Source organism: Candidatus Allofournierella merdipullorum, from assembly GCF_048426865.1.
Classification (GTDB): Bacteria; Bacillota; Clostridia; order Oscillospirales; family Ruminococcaceae; genus Allofournierella_A; species Allofournierella_A merdipullorum.
In genome coordinates this window covers 1-17728 of record NZ_DBFNWJ010000022.1, presented here as the reverse complement: position 1 = coordinate 17728, position 17728 = coordinate 1, and the positions used below count along the sequence as shown (strand labels likewise).

At 64.0% G+C, this 17728-nt stretch carries 17 protein-coding genes, 1 tRNA gene and 1 riboswitch; of the genes, 8 read left to right on the top strand and 10 right to left on the bottom strand.

Annotation, left to right across the window (positions count from 1 at the left end):
- Position 1: 1 nt before the first annotated feature.
- The 5 genes from ACMNAY_RS03780 to ACMNAY_RS03760 all read right to left on the bottom strand — a co-directional run bounded on the left by ACMNAY_RS03780 (position 2) and on the right by ACMNAY_RS03760 (position 5021).
- Positions 2 to 979 (bottom strand): ABC transporter substrate-binding protein, encoded by a 978-nt coding sequence (locus ACMNAY_RS03780; protein WP_418718441.1) that lies wholly within the window; start codon positions 977 to 979, stop codon positions 2 to 4.
- A 70-nt stretch (positions 980 to 1049) separates the two neighbouring features.
- Positions 1050 to 1192, bottom strand: a riboswitch (adenosylcobalamin (AdoCbl) riboswitch).
- 102 nt (positions 1193 to 1294) lie between these two features.
- A complete protein-coding gene (locus ACMNAY_RS03775) occupies positions 1295 to 2785 on the bottom strand; it encodes an ASKHA domain-containing protein (protein ID WP_418718440.1) in 1491 nt (496 codons plus the stop codon).
- 7 nt (positions 2786 to 2792) lie between these two features.
- On the bottom strand, positions 2793 to 3353 hold the full coding sequence (locus tag ACMNAY_RS03770; protein WP_418718439.1) for a DUF2284 domain-containing protein: 561 nt from the start codon (positions 3351 to 3353) through the stop codon (positions 2793 to 2795).
- Positions 3350 to 4360, bottom strand: a complete 1011-nt coding sequence (locus ACMNAY_RS03765; protein WP_418718438.1) for a uroporphyrinogen decarboxylase family protein — start codon at positions 4358 to 4360, stop codon at positions 3350 to 3352. The genes ACMNAY_RS03770 and ACMNAY_RS03765 overlap by 4 nt, the downstream gene beginning before the upstream one ends.
- 19 nt (positions 4361 to 4379) lie before the next feature.
- Complete coding sequence (locus tag ACMNAY_RS03760) at positions 4380 to 5021, bottom strand: corrinoid protein (RefSeq protein WP_418718437.1); 642 nt, start codon at positions 5019 to 5021, stop codon at positions 4380 to 4382.
- 157 nt (positions 5022 to 5178) lie between these two features.
- On the opposite strand from ACMNAY_RS03760, the gene ACMNAY_RS03755 reads away from it, so the two are divergent.
- From ACMNAY_RS03755 to ACMNAY_RS03745, 3 genes are all read left to right on the top strand, one after another.
- Positions 5179 to 6429, top strand: coding sequence for a helix-turn-helix domain-containing protein (locus ACMNAY_RS03755; RefSeq protein ID WP_418718436.1), 1251 nt, complete (start codon positions 5179 to 5181; stop codon positions 6427 to 6429).
- Between the two features lie 98 nt (positions 6430 to 6527).
- Positions 6528 to 7262, top strand: coding sequence for an alpha/beta hydrolase (locus ACMNAY_RS03750; protein ID WP_418718435.1), 735 nt, complete (start codon positions 6528 to 6530; stop codon positions 7260 to 7262).
- 82 nt (positions 7263 to 7344) lie between these two features.
- Positions 7345 to 7420 (top strand) — tRNA-Asn (locus ACMNAY_RS03745).
- Between the two features lie 161 nt (positions 7421 to 7581).
- Here the strand turns inward: ACMNAY_RS03745 and ACMNAY_RS03740 are convergent.
- Positions 7582 to 9183 (bottom strand): peptide chain release factor 3, encoded by a 1602-nt coding sequence (locus tag ACMNAY_RS03740; protein ID WP_394977856.1) that lies wholly within the window; start codon positions 9181 to 9183, stop codon positions 7582 to 7584.
- A 122-nt stretch (positions 9184 to 9305) separates the two neighbouring features.
- The gene (locus tag ACMNAY_RS03735) at positions 9306 to 10226 is read right to left on the bottom strand and encodes a GNAT family N-acetyltransferase (protein WP_418718458.1); all 921 of its coding nucleotides are present in this window, start codon (positions 10224 to 10226) and stop codon (positions 9306 to 9308) included.
- 188 nt (positions 10227 to 10414) lie between these two features.
- Here ACMNAY_RS03735 and ACMNAY_RS03730 point away from each other — a divergent pair, with 188 nt between their 5' ends.
- Both ACMNAY_RS03730 and ACMNAY_RS03725 read left to right on the top strand, forming a co-directional pair.
- Positions 10415 to 11671: a S1C family serine protease gene (locus tag ACMNAY_RS03730; protein ID WP_418718434.1), complete on the top strand. Its 1257-nt coding sequence runs from the start codon at positions 10415 to 10417 to the stop codon at positions 11669 to 11671.
- A gap of 314 nt (positions 11672 to 11985) precedes the next feature.
- Positions 11986 to 13686 (top strand): alpha/beta hydrolase-fold protein, encoded by a 1701-nt coding sequence (locus ACMNAY_RS03725; RefSeq protein WP_418718433.1) that lies wholly within the window; start codon positions 11986 to 11988, stop codon positions 13684 to 13686.
- A 103-nt stretch (positions 13687 to 13789) separates the two neighbouring features.
- Here the strand turns inward: ACMNAY_RS03725 and ACMNAY_RS03720 are convergent, their stop codons facing one another.
- The 3 genes from ACMNAY_RS03720 to ACMNAY_RS03710 all read right to left on the bottom strand — a co-directional run bounded on the left by ACMNAY_RS03720 (position 13790) and on the right by ACMNAY_RS03710 (position 15134).
- The gene (locus ACMNAY_RS03720) at positions 13790 to 14542 is read right to left on the bottom strand and encodes a nitroreductase family protein (RefSeq protein ID WP_418718432.1); all 753 of its coding nucleotides are present in this window, start codon (positions 14540 to 14542) and stop codon (positions 13790 to 13792) included.
- A 149-nt stretch (positions 14543 to 14691) separates the two neighbouring features.
- Positions 14692 to 14898 carry a helix-turn-helix domain-containing protein gene (locus tag ACMNAY_RS03715; RefSeq protein WP_394977864.1) on the bottom strand — a complete coding sequence of 69 codons (207 nt, stop codon included), beginning with the start codon at positions 14896 to 14898 and terminating at the stop codon, positions 14692 to 14694.
- 11 nt (positions 14899 to 14909) lie between these two features.
- Positions 14910 to 15134: a helix-turn-helix domain-containing protein gene (locus ACMNAY_RS03710; RefSeq protein ID WP_394977866.1), complete on the bottom strand. Its 225-nt coding sequence runs from the start codon at positions 15132 to 15134 to the stop codon at positions 14910 to 14912.
- Between the two features lie 106 nt (positions 15135 to 15240).
- On the opposite strand from ACMNAY_RS03710, the gene ACMNAY_RS03705 reads away from it, so the two are divergent.
- From ACMNAY_RS03705 to ACMNAY_RS03695, 3 genes are all read left to right on the top strand, one after another.
- Positions 15241 to 15729: an SLOG family protein gene (locus tag ACMNAY_RS03705; RefSeq protein ID WP_418718431.1), complete on the top strand. Its 489-nt coding sequence runs from the start codon at positions 15241 to 15243 to the stop codon at positions 15727 to 15729.
- An 83-nt stretch (positions 15730 to 15812) separates the two neighbouring features.
- Positions 15813 to 16568, top strand: a complete 756-nt coding sequence (locus tag ACMNAY_RS03700) for an exodeoxyribonuclease III (protein ID WP_418718430.1) — start codon at positions 15813 to 15815, stop codon at positions 16566 to 16568.
- A 97-nt stretch (positions 16569 to 16665) separates the two neighbouring features.
- Complete coding sequence (locus tag ACMNAY_RS03695) at positions 16666 to 17553, top strand: DUF368 domain-containing protein (RefSeq protein WP_394977872.1); 888 nt, start codon at positions 16666 to 16668, stop codon at positions 17551 to 17553.
- Positions 17554 to 17728: the final 175 nt, after the last annotated feature.

Genomic DNA, 17728 nt, shown 5'->3' with positions numbered 1-17728 from the left:
GTTATTCCGCAGCGAACAGGTCGGGATAGACGGCCTTGGCCATCTGGTCCAGAGCCTTCACGATGTTGTGGTTGGACAGGGAAGAGGCCATGTTGTCGATGTAAAACACCTGCTGGTCCTTCACGGCGCTCATGCCTTCCCAGCCGCTACGGCCCAGGATCTCGGCCACGGGGTCGTCGATGTAGTTCACGTTGGTGAGGATGACGTCGGGGTCGGCGGTCACGATGGTCTCCGCCTCCACGGCCAGCCAGCCTTCCTGGTCGGCCAGCACGTTCTCAGCGCCGATGAGCTCGATCATCTCGTTCAGGAACACGCCGCTGCCGAAGCTGTACATGCTGGGGGCGGCGCCGATCTCAAAGTAGACGCTCTTCTTGTCGGTCACGGTGGCGCCGATGGCGGCGATGCGGTCCAGCTCGGCCTGCATGTCGGCGATCAGGGTGTCGCCTTCGGCGGTCTTGCCCATGGCGGCGGCGATGAAGGCGATGTCCTCCTGGATGGTGGCGATGCTGTTGGCGGTGGGCACGCACAGCACGCAGACGCCCAGGTCGATCAGCTGCTGGTAGGGGTTGGTCTGGTCATATAGGGTCATGTTGGAGACGAACAGCACGTCCGGCTTCAGGGCGGCCAGCTGCTCCATGTCCGGCTGCATCATGTCGAAGGTGGGCACGTCGGCGGGCAGACCCTCCAGACCCACGCTCTGGGCGTCGTAGCCCACAATGAGGTCGCCGCAGCCCAGGGCCACCAGCGTCTCGGCGATGGACGGAGCCAGCACCACAACGGAGCCGATCTCGTCGGGGATGTTCACCTCAGCGCCGCTGGGGTCGGTGGTGGGCTTTTCGGCAGCGGGAGCCGAAACAGCGGAAGAAGGCGCGGAGACGGACGCGGGCGCGGAAGCGGAGCCGGAAGCCGGCTGGGCAGCGCAGCCCGCGACGCTGGCGGCCATGGCCAGCGCGAGGATGAGACTGAGAATCTTTTTCATGGAATTACCTCCTGTTTTTCGGCAAAAACAAATCACCCTTCCACACACGAAAGGGTGACGTTTGCTGAAAAAACAGTCCAATTCATCCATCGTGAAGTGTACCAAAGCAGGCTCAGCGATCCGACTTAGCGCGCACAGCGCGCATCACGGTGGCGGGACCGTGCGGGATTCTCACCCGACTTCTCTGAACAATGCCTGCCCGTTTATGCGAAAGTGTACTTTGATTTTGCTCTCGTTTTGTGTCCGCGGCAAAAATGCCGCGTGCCATCATTATAAAAAGCAGCGGGCCGCAAGTCAAGTGCGCCCCGGCGCTTTTCAGAAGAACATGCATTCGGTGTAGGCCGAAAAGAACACCTTGCTGGAGGCAAGGTCTATGGTCTGGGCCCTGCGCGCCGTCTCCTCGCAGGGAGCGCGCAGGCCGCCGTCCAGCAGCAGCATCGCCGCGCCCCGCAAGGCCGCGTTGCCCAGGATGCGGGTGCGGGGCACCAGTTCTTGGGGGATAAGGCCGATGGCTCCGGCGTTTTTTACGTCCAGATAGCTGCCGAAGCCCCCGGCGATGGAAAGACTTTCCACCCGGTCAAAGTCCAGCCCGGCGGTCTGGGTCAGGGTGACGAGGCCCGCCGCAACGGCGCTCTTGGCCAGCTGCACCGCCCGCACGTCCTTTTGGGTCAGCTGCACCTTGCCGCAGACGGGCGCGGGCTCCGGGTCCAGCAGGCCGCTCTCGTCCAGGACTTCGGTGGCCAGCAGGCAGGCCAGCGCGTCCACCACGCCGCTGCCGCAGATGCCCTCGGCTTCGCCGCCACCCAGCACATGGGCCGCCAGCGCGCCGTTTTCCACCGTGACGTGGTCCACCGCGCCCGCCCGGCCGGGCATGCCCATGGAAAGGCCCGCCCCCTCAAAGGCGGGGCCGGCGGCGGTGGAGCAGCAGGAGAGCTGCTGCCCGTTCCACAAAGCGATCTCGCCGTTGGTGCCGATGTCCGCCAGCAGATGCACGCCGGACCGTTCGGTCAGGCCGGCGGCCAGCAGGGCGGTGGCGGTGTCCGCCCCCACAAAGGCGGAGATGCACCGGGGCAGATACACCGCCGCGCCGGGGCAGCAAAGGCCCAGGTCCGCGCCGGTGAGCGTTTCTCCGAACAGCCGGTCGGCCTCGAAGGGCGCGTGGGCCAGGCAGTCCGGGTCGGAGCCGGTGAGCAGATAGAGCATGGCGGTGTTGCCGGTGATGACAAGGGCGTCCGGCGCGTCGGGGGCAAGGCCCGCCGCCGCGCACATTTCTGCCAGCAGTTCGTTGATGCCCTCCCGCACGGCCCGGGCCAGCTCTTCGCCCTCGCCTTTACGGGAAGCCTCGATGCGGCTGATGACGTCCGCGCCCCAGCGCCGCTGGGGGTTCATTTTGCCGGCCTGGGCCAGCAGCGCGCCGTCCGGGCCGTAGAGGCAGGCGGCCAGGGTGGTGGTGCCGATGTCCACCGCCGCGCCCGCCCGGCGGAACCTGGGCGCGGGGGCGGGAAGGGCCTCGCTCTCGCCCAGGATAAAGGCGGGGGCGTTTGTGCCGGTGAGCACTTCGCAGTCGCCCAGCGCCCGGGCGCAGCAGGCAAGGCGCACGCCGCGGGCCAGCTCGTCGGCCGAAAGGGCGCGCAGCTCCTCGGGGGAGGGCTCGCTCAAAACACCCCGGGCCACCACCCGGCACTTGCCGCAGCGCCCCGCCCCGCCGCAGGGGGTCTCGGGAGCCGCGTGGGCCGGCAGGCAATCGGTCAGCCGCGCGCCGGTCCCGGCGCGGCAGGCTGTGCCGTTGACGGTGATGGTGACCATGCCGCCCTCACTCTCCTTTTCTGAACAGCACCGCCCCGAAGAAGGTGACGGTGTTCTGCCCGTTGATGTACTTCATGCCCGCCGCCTCGGCCAGTTTGGACACGTCCACGCCGTAGGTCTCCAGCGAGGCCAGGGCCAGGTCCGGGTGGCGGCAGGGTTCGTTCGTGCGCTTGGCGCACACCTGGCACACATGGCAGCCTCCGGCCCCCAGCTGCAGCCAGCGGGGGAACGAGCCTTCCCGCAAAATGCCGGTGAGTTTCTGGCTCAGCCGGCTGCTGCGGGCGGCGGCGTCCATCATGCCCTCAAAGTCGAAGCTGTCCTCCAGCGGGTCCACCGTCTGGTAGACCAGCGCAAAGTCGTAGCTTTGGGCCTCGGCCATCATCTCGTCGATGCCGCCCACGTCCGGCGGGCACATCCAGCAGCGGCCGTAGTTGCCGCAGGCGTTGGTGGCGCACACGTCCCGGAAGGCCCAGTCAAAGCGGATGTCCGCCACCGGCACAAAGGCCGCGCGGAACGCGCCCTCTTCCAGCACACGGAGGCGCAGCGCCTCCATCCATTCGCACTTCATCGTGCGTAGAACTCCGCCACCGCGGCAAAGAACGCGTCGATGTTCTCCCAGCGGGAAAGGAGCGGGATGTCACAGCCGGAGGAGATAACGAAGTTGGGGTATTCCCGGCAGGACTCCATCACCTTGTGGGTGGCGGCGCGGATGGATTCGGGGGTGCCGCCCCGGAACTCGCCGGCGGGGTCCACGTTGCCCATGGCCACGGTGTCGGCGGGGATGTGGGGCATCATTTCGGCCATGTCGATGGCGTTGCCGAAGTGGTAGGCGGCGGCCCCGGTGGAGAGGATGGAGTCGATCTGGCGGATGACCGCGCCGCCGCAGTTGTGGTAAATGACCAGGAAGGAGTCATCCTGCACGGCGTCCACGATCTGCTTGATGTAGGGCGCGGAGAACTCCTCCTCCAGGGCGGGGCTCAGCAGGCCGGCCACCGGCTCGGCGATGACCACGCCGTTGGCGCCCGCCTCTTTGAAGGCGCGGCAGTACTCGGTGATGAAGCGGGTGGATTTTTCCAGCAGGATGTGCACCATGTCCGGCTCGTCGTAGCACAGCACCATGGCTTCGGTCACGTCCATCAGGCGCGCGGCCAGAGAGAAGGGGCCGATGACGCCGGCAAAGACCGGGCGGTCGGTGATGCGCTCGGCCGCCTTGCGGATGGCCTCCACGCACAGGCCGGTGCGGCCCGCGCCCACGGCGGGCACTTCCAGCGCCCGGGCCTCCTCCTCGGTGGTGACGATGCTGCCCACCACGGTGGGCACTTCCTCGTCGGAGAAGCGGATCTCGGAGCCGAAGCACTCAGCCTCCACCGAAAGGTCCATCAGGCTCACGCTGGCGGCGGCGTCGGTGCGCTTTGCCACCAGCTCAATGGCCTCGGCCTGGGCCTCGGCGCTGGAGATAAGCTCGCGCACGGTGATTCCCATCAGCTGCACCGCGGGGAAGGAAAGAACGGGCATAGCCTTCTTGACCGGGGCGTCGCGCAGCGCCTCCAGCCAGGCTTTCATATCACGTTTCATGGCAAAGTCCCTCCGGATATCAGGCGGACGCCTTGCAGATGGAAACGGCGGCGTCGGCAGCGGAAGCAGCGTCGGCGGTGTAGCAGTCGGCGCCGATCTGGTCGCAGAAGGTCTGGGTGACGGGCGCGCCGCCCACCATGATCTTCACCTTGTCGTGGATGCCGGCCTCCTCGGTCTTCTTCACCACTTCCTCCATCATGCCCATGGTGGTGGTGAGCAGGGCGGAGCAGCAGATGATCTGGCAGCCCTGGTTGATGGCGGTCTGCACATAGGTCTCGGGAGGCACGTCGGTGCCCAGGTCGATGACTTCCAGGCCCTTGCCCTCCATCATCATCTTCACCAGGTTCTTGCCGATGTCGTGCAGATCGCCCTTCACGGTGCCGATGCACACCTTGCCCACGGCCTCCACGCCCGCCTGGGCCATCAGAGGCTTGAGCAGCGCGGCGCCCATGTTCATGGCGCGGGCAGCCACCAGCACTTCCGGCACAAACACTTCGTTGTTCTTGAACTTCTCGCCGATCACGCCCATGCCGGCCAGAAGGCCCTCGTCCAGGATCTGCTGCACGGGAATGCCCTCGTCGATGGCCTGCTGCACCAGCTCTTTGACGATCTTGGCTTTGCCCTTCTGAAGATTTTCGGAAATGTCGGTCAGAATGCTCATGGATGCTCTCCTCCGTTGTTTGTTTTGGGGCGGCGTTCGGCCGCATCATTCTGAGTATAGGGTAGCATATCCCCGCCGTCCGGCGCTTGTAATCGCCTGCGATTTTTGGTAATATTTTATCAACATCACAAGACGTTCCAAAAGGAGGGCGGCAGCCGTGGAAAAAACCTTTGACCTTACCCTCGCGCGGGAGTGCGCGGCGGCCTTTTCCGCCTCCAACGGGCTGGGGTGCATCGTGTCGGACAAAAAAGGCGCCACCCTCGCGGAATACGGCTATGGCTGCTCCGCCTGCCGCATCTGCCGGCTGGCGGGAAAGCCGGCGGCCCAGTGTGTGCGGGCCCAGAACTACAGCATGGCCGAGGCCGAGCGCTTTGGCGGGCGGTACATTTATTATTGCCCCATGGGGCTGACCTGCTTTGTGTCGCCCCTTCTGGGCGAGCTGGACAGCTGCGCCCGCATCACGGCGGGGCCGTTCCTGATGGTGGAAAAGGAGGACTTCATCGACTGCGAGCTGATGGCCCTGGAAGAGGAGCAGCGGGCCCGGGTGGTGGCGGAGCTGGAGAATGTGCGGGTCATCCCCACGGCCACGGTGAACCAGATGTCCACGCTGCTGTTCATGGCGGTGGGCTTTATGAACAAGGTGTCGGCCTCGGAGCGGATGCGCCAGGTGCAGTCGGCGGACGCCATCCAGGGCCAGATCAACAGCTACATTCTGCAGCTCAAGCAGGAAGAGCAGCCGCCGCCCTATCCCTTCGCGGTGGAAAAGGCCTTTCTGCGCAGCATCCGCCGCTCGGAAAAGGACCAGGCGCGCAGCCTTTTGAACCAGCTTCTGGGCCACATCCTGCTGGCCACCGGCCAGCAGCTGGACACGGTGAAATCCCGGGTGTGCGAGCTGCTGGCTCTCACCGGGCGGGCGGCGGTGGAGGCGGGCGCGGAGAGCGGCGCCACCCTGCGGCTGTGCCACGAGAGCCGCGGCCGCATCGAGCAGGCGGGGGACATCGAGGCCATGTGCGCCGCGCTGAGCGACGCGGTGAACCGCCTGATGGACAGCGTGTTCCGCTACGCGGACATGCGCCACGCCCATGCCATCCATCTGTGCATGCAGCACACCGAGACCCACTATTATGAAAAGGTCACGCTGGAGCAGCTGGCCCAGCGGGTGTTCCTCTCGCCGGCCTACCTGAGCCGGGTGTTCAAGGAGGAGACGGGCACCGCCTTCAACGACTACCTCAACGCCGTGCGCATCGCCAAGGCGCGGCAGCTTTTGCTCCACGAGGACCTGCGCGTCACCGACGTGGCCAGCGCCGTGGGCTTTGATGACCAGAGCTATTTCACCAAGGTGTTCCGCCGTGTCACCGGCATGACGCCGCTGCGCTACCGCACGCGCTACACCCAGGGAGAGGAATAAACAGGATGCTGGACAAACGGGCCAAAGCGTGATACGCTTGCCGCAGGGGTGCTTTAAAACCCTTGCGGCAATTTTTTTGACAAAAAGGAGAATGGCGTATGGAATATTCCGGCAAATCCCCGGTGCGGGTGGACGAATACCCTCTGTTGGACGGCGCGCGCCATCCCTTTGCGGTGATCTGCCCCGGCGGCGGCTACGAAAAAATTTCCGACCCGCTGGAAGGGGAGGACTTTTCCCGGCGGCTGAACGGGTTGGGCTGCGCGGCCTTTGTGGTGCATTATTCCGTGGGGCAGGCGGCCCGCTTTCCCGCCCCGCTGGACGATCTGGCCGCCGCGGTGCGGGGCATTCTGGACCAGGCGGAGGAACTGAACCTGCGGCCGGAGGGCTACTCGGTGTGGGGCGCGTCCGCCGGCGGACATCTGGCGGCCTGCTTCGGCACCGAACGCCTTGGCTGGAAGAAATACGGCCTGCCCCGGCCAGGGGCGCTGGTGCTGTGCTACCCGGTGGTCACGATGGAGGAACCCCTCACCCACACGGGCAGCCGCCAGCGGCTGTTGGGGCCGGACCCCGACCCGGCGCTGACCGCGGCCACCAGTGTGGAGCAGCAGGTCACGGCGGAGTATCCGCCGGTCTGCCTCTGGTGGGGCGAAGCGGACGCCGCCGTGGACCCCGCCAACAGCCGGATGCTTCTGGCGGCGCTGGAGGCGGCGGGGGTGCGCTGTGAGCACGCGTCCTACCCGGGCGTGGGCCACGGAGTGGGCCTGGGCGAAGGCCTGGCCTGCGCAGGCTGGCCCCGGCGGGCGGTGGATTTCTGGCGCAGCGTCATCGGCTGAAAAAATCATTTAAAAAAGTATTGACAGACCCGAAAAATCCTGCTATAATAAGTCACGCTGCACGACAGAGCAGCGTGAATATTCCTCCTTAGCTCAGTCGGTAGAGCGTGCGGCTGTTAACCGCAATGTCGTTGGTTCGAGTCCAACAGGGGGAGCCAAAAAAGAGCACGTCAAACGACGTGCTCTTTTCTTTTTTGTCCGGCAAGCCCGGGACGGCCGCAAAACCAAGGCGAAGTTTGCGCAAAGATGCCGCCGCCCGCCCTGCAAAAAAGCAGCGCCCCGGCCAAAGGGCCGGGGCGCGGCGTATAGCAGTTAAAAATCACTCTTCCCGGTTGCCGAACTCGCTCAGGCGCAGTTCCGGGTTGTGCTCCTCGGCCCAGGTGATGGCCCAGGGCGAGGTGAACAGCAGGAGCTTGTTGCCCTTCAGGTCCTCGATGCGGCGGGTGTCGCTGGTCAGGTCCAGGGTCTTGGGGTCCAGGTCCTCGTTCTCGATCCAGCGGATGTGCTCATAGGGCAGGTTCTGCATGCGGATGTCCACGTTATACTCGTTGTTCAGCCGATACTCCAGAACCTCGAACTGCAGCACGCCCACAACGCCCACGATGACCTCTTCCATGCCGCCGCCCAGCTCCCGGAAGATCTGGATGGCGCCCTCCTGGGCCACCTGCTCCATGCCCTTCACGAACTGTTTGCGCTTCATGGTGTCCACCTGGGTCACCCGGGCGAAGTGCTCGGGGGCAAAGGTGGGGATGCCCGCGTAGCGGATGGTCTCCTTGCCGGTGCACAGGGTGTCGCCGATGGAGAAGATGCCCGGGTCGAACAGGCCGATGATGTCGCCGGCGTAAGCCTCGTCCACGGTGGCCCGGTCCTGGGCCATCAGCTGGGTGGACTGGGCCAGCTTGATCTTCTTGCCCTGCTGCACATGGGTCACTTCCATGCCGCGCTCAAAGCGGCCGGAGCAGATGCGCATGAAGGCGATGCGGTCCCGGTGGGCCTTGTTCATGTTGGCCTGAATTTTAAAGATGAAGCCGGAGAAGGTCTCCTGGGCCGGTTCCACCGGCACGCCGCCGCTGGTGCGGGGCAGGGGGGAGGGGGCCAGCCGCAGGAATTCTTTCAGAAAAGGCTCCACGCCGAAGTTGGTCAGCGCCGAACCGAAGAACACGGGGCTGAGATTGCCGGTGTTCACCGCGTCCATGTCAAAGTCGTAGCTGGCGCCGTCCAGCAGCTCGATGTCCTCGCTGAGCTTCTCGTGCAGCGGGGCGGTGAGCAGCTCGTCCAGACGGGGGTCGCCCAGCTCCGCCTCGATCTTGTCGAGGATCTTCACGCCGTTGGCCTTGCCGTCGCTCTGGAAGGCCAGGATGTGGCGGCTGGCGCGGTCGAACACGCCCTTGAACTCCTTGCCGCAGCCGATGGGCCAGTTCATGGGATAGGTGCGGATGCCCAGGATGTTCTCGATCTCCTCCATCAGGTCAAAGGGGTCCCGGGCCTCCCGGTCCATCTTGTTGATGAAGGTGAAGATGGGGATGTGGCGCAGGGTGCACACCTTGAACAGTTTGATGGTCTGGGCCTCAACGCCCTTGGCCGCGTCCAGCACCATCACCGCCGCGTCGGCGGCCATCAGAGTGCGGTAGGTGTCCTCGGAAAAGTCCTGGTGGCCGGGGGTGTCCAGAATGTTGACGCACCGGCCGTCGTATTCAAACTGCAGCACGCTGCTGGTGACGGAGATACCGCGCTGCTTTTCAATTTCCATCCAGTCGCTCACCGCGTGGCGGGCGCTCTGTTTGCCCTTCACGCTGCCCGCCTGCTGAATGGCCCCGCCGTAGAGCAGCAGCTTCTCGGTAAGGGTGGTCTTGCCGGCGTCGGGGTGGCTGATGATGGCAAAGGTGCGCCTGCGCGCGATCTCCTGCCGCAGATCGGCCATAGTTTCCTTCCTCCTCTGGTTATATGCGGGGCCCGCGGGCCCCGGTGGTTTCGTAAAAAGTCACAACATTTTAATTCTACCCGTTCAAAGGCCGCTTGGCAAGGGGAACGGGGCATTTTCACTCACTTTTTCAGCACAAAACAGGGCAGCGGCGCGGTGGGCGCCCAGTTGGCGAAACGGCAGGCGAGCACCGTGTACTTCGTCAGGGGCAGGGCGGCGAAAAATTCCTCCACCGCTTTTCTTTCTCCGTCGCCGTTGGGCCCGCCGCTGTAAAGGCAGGCCGCCAGAATGCCTCCGGGCTTCAAAATGTCCAGCGCCGCTTCGAGGGCGGGCAGGCTGCTGGCCGGGGTGGTGAAGAGGGCGTGGTCCGCCCCCGGCAGATAGCCGAAGTTGAACACCACGCAGTCGGCGCTGGCCGGCTCGGCAAACTGGGCCAGCCGGGCGTGGTCCGCCTGCACCGCCCGGGCCATGTCGCCAAAGCCCTCTTTTTCCAGCCGGGCGCGGGTGGCCTCCACCGCCTTTTCCTGCACGTCCAGCGCCAGCACCTTCCCCGACGGCCCCGCCAGCCGGCACAGAAAGGCCGTGTCGTTGCCGTTGCCGCAGGTGGCGTCGATGAAAAAGCCCCCGGCGGCAAGGCGCGAGGCCAGAAATTCGTGGGTCAGGCCCACGGCGCTGGGGTCCGGCGCGCGGCGGCGCAGCCAGATGTCCCCGGCGGGGGCAAAGCCGAATTTTTTCAAAAGGGCCGCCGCGGCCTCACTTGCGGGAGGCGGGGCGGTGTGCAGGCTGGAAGTGCCGAAGCCGCCGGTGGCGTGCAGCGCCTGCTTGAGCAGATAGCTGCCGTAGCCCCGGCCCCGCCAGTCCTTGTGGATGAACAGTTCTTCCACCCGGGTGCCGCCGGGGGAGAGAAGCAGACGGCAAACGCCCACCGCCGCCTGTTCCTTATATAATACAAGGGAGAGGCGGTCGCCCTCCCGAAGTTCGTCGATGCGCATGCGCGCCTCCTCTCGGGCGGTTGCGGGAAATGCGGTTTTGTGGTAGCATATCCACGGAACACCCTGTTTTGCGGGATATTCCTATTATAGCGCGAAACCGGGCGATTTCACAATTCTTTCACTCCGGCTTTGAAGGTTTTTCACCTTTGGCCGATATACTATGGTCAGAACGATCACAGAGGGCTTTTTCGAGGGCGTATCCGCCCCGGCCCGCTGTTTGCCCGAAAGGATGAAGGTTTATGGAAAACAAATGGGAATACGATTACTCCGGTCTCTATCAGAACGGATACAACCCCGCGCCCCCCACGCCCGGCGCCCCCTCCGGCCAGATGCCCGGTGACGGCGGCATGCCCGGCGCCCCGGTGGGCGGCGGCGAGCCTCCCCGCAAAAAGCGGGGCACCGGCAAAAAGGTGCTGGCCGGCGTGCTGGCCCTGGTGCTGGTGGCAGCGGTGAGCTTCGGCGGCGGCTTCGCCGGCTACCTGGTGGCCAGCAAGAACGGCGGCCAGGCGGTGATGTATCAGGCCGCGCCCAGCGGCAGCGCCACCTCCACCTCCTCTTCCGCCGGCAGCCTGGCGGATGTGGCCAGCGCGGTGAGCCCCAGCGTTGTGGTGGTCACCACCGAGCAGATCGTCACCAACAACTACTTCTGGGGCGGCCAGCAGGTGCTCAGCGGCGCCGGCAGCGGCGTCATCCTCACCACCGACGGCTACATCGTCACCAACTACCACGTGGTGGAGGGCGCTCAGCAGGTCACCGTGACCCTGCATGACGATTCCACCTACACCGCCACCGTGGTGGGCAGCGACCAGCAGAGCGACATCGCCCTGCTGAAGATCGAGGCCGACGGCCTGACCCCGGCGGTGCTGGGCGATTCCGACAACGTGCAGGTGGGTGAAGTGGTCATCGCCGTGGGCAACCCCATGGGCACCCTGGGCGGCACCGTCACCGACGGCATCGTCTCCGCTCTGAACCGCGACATCACCGTGGAAGGCAACCAGATGACCCTGATGCAGACCAGCGCGGCCATCAGCCCGGGCAACTCCGGCGGCGGCCTGTTCAACACCAACGGGGAACTGATCGGCATCGTGAACGCCAAATACTCCGATGAGGACGCCGAAGGCCTGGGCTTCGCCATTCCGGTGAACACCATGAAGACCGTCGTGCAGGATCTGCTGGAGAACGGCTACGTCACCGGCCGTCCCGCCTTTGGCATCACCGTCATCACCGTCAGCGACGTGCAGACCGCCATGCAGTACGGTGTGAGCAGCCTGGGCGTTTACGTCAACAGCGTTGACGCCGGCTCCGGCGCCGAGGCCGCCGGCATGAAGGCGGGCGACCGCATCGTGAGCATCGGCAGCCAGCTGGTGGAGACCACCGACGACGTGACCAACGCCCTTAAGTCCTACAACGTGGGCGACGTGGTGGAGGTTCAGGTGGACCGCGGCCGCGAGCTCATCACCCTGCAGGTCACTCTGGGCGAAAAGACCGGCGCATAAAATTCATACGAAAGGCCCCGACACATTCGTGTCGGGGCCTTTTTTCTTTGGGCAGGGCGGCGAAAAGGAACAGGGGCCGCGGAAAAAGGTTTGTGCAATAAAGATAAAAAGTATATATTTTCAAAAATATTCTTGATTTTTCGATATTTATGCATTATTATACATTCAAACAAAAAAGCGGCGAGAGAATATACATTGCGAACAGGCCGCGAAAGGGGAGCTTTGCATGCGACGACGAGGCGGAAAGGACGAATATTTATAAATACGCTTCACCCGGGCCGTCCCCCGGCCCCAAGAAAGAAACGAGGTAAAACATGCATTGCAAAAAGATGATCGGCGCGCTCTGCGCCGGCCTGATGGCGCTGTCCGCCGTGGGCTGCGCCTCCACCCCCGCTTCCACCACCACCCCCGTCTCCGCCTCCGCCGACAACATGAGCACCGGCTCCGGCTTTTCCGTCAGCGTCAAGGTGCCCGACGATTTTGAGGGCGAGCTGAACGGCCGCTGCCTGGTGGCCTTCGCCACCGACACCAGCGAGGCTCAGCCCTACGAGCAGATCGACCTCTACGGCGTGCCGGTGTTCGGCAAGATGGTCTACGGCCTTGAAGCCGGCGACACCATCGAGTTCACCGTAGACGACGAGGAGATCATCGGCTTCCCCTTTGAGCTGGGGGAGCTGCCCGCCCAGGAGTTCTCGGTGCAGGCCTTCTTCATCAAGTACACCAAGTACGAGCGCAGCAACAGCTCCACCATCTGGGGCATGGAGGACATGGGCGGCGGCGGAGACTTCCTCTCCAACCCCGGCAACTACTACAGCGACGTGCAGACCGCCCAGGTGGACGTGACCGCTGACCAGACCATCCAGCTGACCCTCAGCGAGATGCTGCCCCTGCCCGAACTGGAGGAGGGACAGGTGGCCCAGCAGGGCAACTATGAGGACACCGAGCAGGTGAAGTACGTCAAGATCAAGAGCGAGATCATGAGCGAGTTCTGGGGCAGCGACGTCTACATCGGCGCGAATGTGCTGCTGCCTCATAACTACGACCCCGAAAAGGCCTATCCCACCCTTTACTATCAGGGCCACTTCCCCGGCGGCAGCGCGCCTTTGAGCTACGGCACCAACGAGGAGTTCACCGCCTGGTGGGACAGCGGCGAAGCGCCTCAGATGGTGGTCATCACCTTCCGTGACGCCAATATGTTCTACGACACCTCCTACTCTGTGAACAGCGAGAACCTTGGCCCCTGGGGCGACGCCATCCAGCAGGAGCTCATCCCCTACCTGGAAGAGACCTTCAACCTCATCCCCGAATCCTGGGCGCGTCTTTTGTCCGGCGGCTCCACCGGCGGCTGGGAGAGCCTGGCCATGCAGGTGTTCAACCCCGACTTCTACGGCGGCACCTGGAGCCTGTGCCCCGACTCTGTGACCTTTGAGCACTATCAGGTGGTCAACCTCTACGAGGACGACAACGCCTACTACACCGACAACGGCTGGTACAAGGTGGCCCGCCCGGGCAGCGTTGGGCTGGACGGCAACATCAAGTACGCCATGAAGGACGAGAACCTCTACGAGGCCGCGGTGGGCGGCCTGCAGTGCCAGAGCCTGGGCCAGTGGGCCATCTGGGAGGCGGTCTACGGCCCCATGGGCGAGGACGGCTACCCCGAGCGTGTCTATGACCCCCTCACCGGCGACATCAACAAGGACGTGGTGGAGTACTGGGGCGAGCACTATGACCTGACCAAGTACCTGCAGGCCAACTGGTCCGAGATCGGCGAGCAGCTGGTGGGCAAGATCCACATCCGCGGCGGCGACATGGACGCCTACTACCTCAACCAGGCCCAGTACGTCCTGGGCGACTGGCTGGAGACCACCACCGACCCCTACTACGACGGCTACAGCATCACCTTCCCCCGCAAGGGCCACACCGGCAACATCACCAACCAGGAGCTGCTGACCGAGATGGCCGAGCATATGGAGAAGTACGGCCCGTCCAATGTGGACGATATCCTCTTCGGCTGATACCCCCCAAACAAGCAAAAAACATCCCCGGCACCGCTGTGCCGGGGATGTTTTTATACAAACTGGAATATTTTAAAAAGATAATACCAAAATAAGGGAGAAATCAGCGGTCCCAGTCCTCAAAATCCTTGAGGTACACCGATGCGCTGCGGCTCATTTCCCGGGAAAAATCGCTCTCGTACTTGCGGGCGGCGAAGGCGCGCACCCAGGCGTCGAAGTCGAAGGCGGGCTTTTCGTCCGCTGCGGCCCGGGCGTTGAGTGCGGCCCGGTGGGCTTCGGGAGAGTGCTCCGTGTAGGTGTTCTCGCACACCACATACTCCGCGGGCAAGCGGGCAGGCTTGCGCCGGGCCTTCTGCTGGTCTGTGGGGCGGCCGAACACCACCATGGCGGCGGGCACCACGGCGGGGGGCAGGGCCAGCGCCTGGCGCATGGCCTCGCACTGTTCAATGACGTCTCCGATGTAGCAGCTGCCGATGCCAAGGCTTTCCGCGGCGGTCACGGCGTTCTGGGCGGCGATGACCGCGTCGGCGGCAGCCAGCAGCAGGTCGCCGGGGCCGGGGGCGCGAGGGTCCAGGCCCGCCGCCCGGTAACACTGGTTCCAGCGGCGGCAGTCCGCCAGAAACACCAGCACCAGCGGCGCGGCGGCAATGAAGGGCTGGTGGTCGCACAGATCGGCCAGCCGCTCCTTCAATGCCTGGTCGGTCACATCGATGATGGTGTAAAGCTGCTGGCAGCCCGCGGTGGGCGCGTCGAAGGCGGCCTGCAGAATGGCCTGCTTCTCTTCGGCCGTCACCGGTTCGCCGGTGTACACCCGCACGCTTTTGCGCGCCGCCAACTGGCGCAGAACTTCGTTCATGGACAATCCCTCCTTATTATTTTCATTATAATGCGCCGCCGCTGCACGGGTCAACGGGGCGTGGGAAAGGGGCCCCGCCCCTCTTTGCTGTTTCGTCAAAATGCGCTGCCCGCTGCGGGGTATCATGGCCGTGCGGGCGGTGCCCGACACTATTTTTCCCAATCAATGAGGAACAAGTCGTTGGGCGTGCAGTCCAGCAGCTGGCAAAGGGTCTCGATGCGCTCCAGCTTGATGGAAGAAGTCTCGTTATTGACCATGCGGCTGAAGTTCTGATAACTCATGCCCAGCTGTTTGTAGAGCCAGTATTTCGTTTTGCCCTTCTTTTCCAGCAGGGGCAGAATGTTCAACGTCACCATTGCGCCTTGCCTCACACAAACAATTCCTCATAGGCCACGCCCAAAATCTCCCGCAATGCCCGCAGTTCGTCGGGGTAGATGTGCCGCTGGCCCACCTCGATTTTTGCCAGTGCGCTGCGGGTCACGTCGCACCCGCACACCTGCAGCCGGGCGGCCAGCTGCTCCTGGGAAAAGCCCTTTTTCATGCGCAGGGCGCGAATGTTCTGCCCCAGCGCCCGCTCGTATTCCGCGTTCATTGCCAACACCCCTCGCACTTATATTGGTGCAGTATGTGTTGATTTTAGGAGGCTTAAAAGATAAAATTGCACTTATATAAGTGCAATCGAAAGAGGAGCGGGCCAAATGAAGGAAAATTTCAAAGAAAAAACCTGCTGCTTCACCGGCCACCGGGTCATTCCGACCCGGGCGCTGCCGAGGCTGGTGGAAGAATTGGAACAAACACTGCGGCGGCTCATCGGCGAGGGGGTGCGCTATTTTGGGGCGGGGGGTGCGCTGGGATTCGACACCCTGGCCGCTGGGACGGTGCTGCGGTTGAAAGGGGAGTATCCCGACGTGCGCCTCATCCTGGTGCTGCCCTGCCGGGACCAGACCCGGGGCTGGAAAGAGGCGGATGTGCGCCGATATCGGGATATCCTGAGCCGGGCGGACAAGGTGGTCTACACCGCCGAGCGCTATTCTCCCGGCTGCATGCACCGGCGCAACCGCCATCTGGTGGAAAACAGTTCCGTCTGCGTGGCCTACTGCACCCGCGAGACCGGCGGCAGCGCCTACACGGCGGAGTACGCCCGGCAGCGTGGGCTTCGCCTTGTGCTGCTGGGGGCCGGGGAGTAAACGCCCCTTGCGCCGGCGGCCCTTCTTCCTTATAATGAGGGGGAATGAACCGCCCCGCGGGGCGGTGTGAAAAGGAGACAGCCATGAAACTCATCAGCTGGAACGTGAACGGCCTGCGGGCTGTTTTGAAAAAGGATTTTGCCGCCTCCTTCGCGGCGCTGAACGCCGACGTGTTCTGTGTGCAGGAGACCAAATGCCAGCCCGGCGAGGCGGACTTTGAGCCCGAGGGCTACACTTCGTATTTTTACAGCGCTGAGAAAAAGGGCTATTCCGGCACCGCCTGCTGGAGCCGGGTGCAGCCCCTCTCTGTGAGCTACGGCATCGGCGTGGAGGAGCACAGCCACGAGGGCCGGGCCATCACGCTGGAATTCGAGGGCTTTTATCTGGTGAACGTCTATGTGCCCAACGCCCAGGAGGGCCTGGCCCGCATCGATTACCGCATGCGCTGGGAGGACGACCTGCGGGCGTACCTGTTGGCGCTGGACGCGAAAAAGCCGGTGGTGCTCTGCGGCGATCTGAACGTGGCCCACAACGAAATTGATTTGAAGAACCCCGGCCCCAACCGGGGCAACGCGGGCTTCTCCGACCAGGAGCGGGCCAAGATGACCGAGCTGCTGGCGGCGGGCTTCGCCGACACCTTCCGGGAGAAGTACCCCGACCTCACCGGGGCCTACAGCTGGTGGAGCTACCGCTTCAACGCCCGCAAGAACAACGCGGGGTGGCGCATCGACTACTTCGTGGTCAGCCGCCGGTTGATGGACAAGGTGAAGGTGGCGGCCATCCATCCTGAAATTTTCGGCTCCGACCACTGCCCCGTGGAGCTTGAACTGGACCTGTAAATGCCCGAAAAGCCTTGCGCGTCGGGGCATTATACTGTATAGTTGATACCGTGCCCCCCCTGCGGGCGCGAAACGCGAGTTGAAAAGGAGAAAACGCATGAAAGCGATCATGGATGTATTGCGGGGCGTGGCCATCGGCGTGGCCAATATCATCCCCGGCGTGTCCGGCGGCACCATGGCGGTGTCCATGGGCGTGTACGACAAGATCATCGGCGCGGTGAGCGGCCTGTTCAAGCACTTCAAGCAGAGCATCCTCACCCTGCTGCCCCTGGGTGTGGGCATGGGCGTGGGCATCGTGGCCTTCGGCTACGCCCTGCGCTATCTGCTGGCTGAGCACACCCTGGCCACCTGCCTCACCTTCGTGGGCCTCATCCTGGGCGGCCTGCCCATCCTGTGGGTGCGCTTTAAAGACAGCTACGCCAAAAAGGCCCGCAAGGGCGTGCCTGCCGGCGAGGCCGTCTGCTTCATCGCCCTGCTGGCCTTCGGCGTGGGCATGGCCCTGCTGCAGGGCGGCGACGAGGCGGTCAAGACCCTCACCCTCACCCCCGGCACCGCTCTGTTGCTGGCGGCCCTGGGCCTCATCGCCAGCGCCACCATGGTCATCCCCGGCGTGTCCGGCAGCATGGTGCTGATGGTGCTGGGCTACTACAACACCATCCTGGACCTGGTCACCGGCTGTGTGGACGGCCTCGTGGCGGGCGACTTCGCCCTCATCCTCCACAACGTCAGCCTGCTGCTGCCCTTCGGCGTGGGCGTGGCGCTGGGCATCTTCGCCATCGCCAAGATCATCGAGTACCTCTTTGCCCACTTCCCCAGCCAGACTTTCGCGGGCATCATCGGGCTCATTTTGTCCAGCCCCTTCGCGGTGCTCTACTCCTCCGGCGCGCTGGCCAGCTTCACCGTTCCCGGCCTCATCGTGGGCCTGGTGCTGGGCGCCGCCGGCGCCTGGGTCACCCTGCTGATGGGCAAGGCCGACCCGGAATGACCCCTGTTTCACCCATGGCGCCGCCCCCTTGCGGGGCGGTTTTTTTGTATCGCGCCGGGAAACGCGCCGGGTCGGCCGACCATACAATAGCGGCCAATGGACTGCTGATTGTATGGTTTGAATGTATGCATTTTGTATAAAAAATACCTCGTTTTTGTTTAAAAAATATAAAAAC

What these genes read in the sequence shown, in the direction of transcription:
- ACMNAY_RS03780 (WP_418718441.1), bottom strand. Translation starts at nt 979, where the DNA reads ATGAAAAAGATTCTCAGTCTCATCCTCGCGCTGGCCATGGCCGCCAGC.
- ACMNAY_RS03775 (WP_418718440.1), bottom strand. Translation starts at nt 2,785, where the DNA reads ATGGTCACCATCACCGTCAACGGCACAGCCTGCCGCGCCGGGACCGGC.
- ACMNAY_RS03770 (WP_418718439.1), bottom strand. Translation starts at nt 3,353, where the DNA reads ATGAAGTGCGAATGGATGGAGGCGCTGCGCCTCCGTGTGCTGGAAGAG.
- ACMNAY_RS03765 (WP_418718438.1), bottom strand. Translation starts at nt 4,360, where the DNA reads ATGAAACGTGATATGAAAGCCTGGCTGGAGGCGCTGCGCGACGCCCCG.
- ACMNAY_RS03760 (WP_418718437.1), bottom strand. Translation starts at nt 5,021, where the DNA reads ATGAGCATTCTGACCGACATTTCCGAAAATCTTCAGAAGGGCAAAGCC.
- ACMNAY_RS03750 (WP_418718435.1), top strand. Translation starts at nt 6,528, where the DNA reads ATGGAATATTCCGGCAAATCCCCGGTGCGGGTGGACGAATACCCTCTG.
- ACMNAY_RS03740 (WP_394977856.1), bottom strand. Translation starts at nt 9,183, where the DNA reads ATGGCCGATCTGCGGCAGGAGATCGCGCGCAGGCGCACCTTTGCCATC.
- ACMNAY_RS03730 (WP_418718434.1), top strand. Translation starts at nt 10,415, where the DNA reads ATGGAAAACAAATGGGAATACGATTACTCCGGTCTCTATCAGAACGGA.
- ACMNAY_RS03725 (WP_418718433.1), top strand. Translation starts at nt 11,986, where the DNA reads ATGCATTGCAAAAAGATGATCGGCGCGCTCTGCGCCGGCCTGATGGCG.
- ACMNAY_RS03720 (WP_418718432.1), bottom strand. Translation starts at nt 14,542, where the DNA reads ATGAACGAAGTTCTGCGCCAGTTGGCGGCGCGCAAAAGCGTGCGGGTG.
- ACMNAY_RS03715 (WP_394977864.1), bottom strand. Translation starts at nt 14,898, where the DNA reads ATGGTGACGTTGAACATTCTGCCCCTGCTGGAAAAGAAGGGCAAAACG.
- ACMNAY_RS03710 (WP_394977866.1), bottom strand. Translation starts at nt 15,134, where the DNA reads ATGAACGCGGAATACGAGCGGGCGCTGGGGCAGAACATTCGCGCCCTG.
- ACMNAY_RS03705 (WP_418718431.1), top strand. Translation starts at nt 15,241, where the DNA reads ATGAAGGAAAATTTCAAAGAAAAAACCTGCTGCTTCACCGGCCACCGG.
- ACMNAY_RS03700 (WP_418718430.1), top strand. Translation starts at nt 15,813, where the DNA reads ATGAAACTCATCAGCTGGAACGTGAACGGCCTGCGGGCTGTTTTGAAA.
- ACMNAY_RS03695 (WP_394977872.1), top strand. Translation starts at nt 16,666, where the DNA reads ATGAAAGCGATCATGGATGTATTGCGGGGCGTGGCCATCGGCGTGGCC.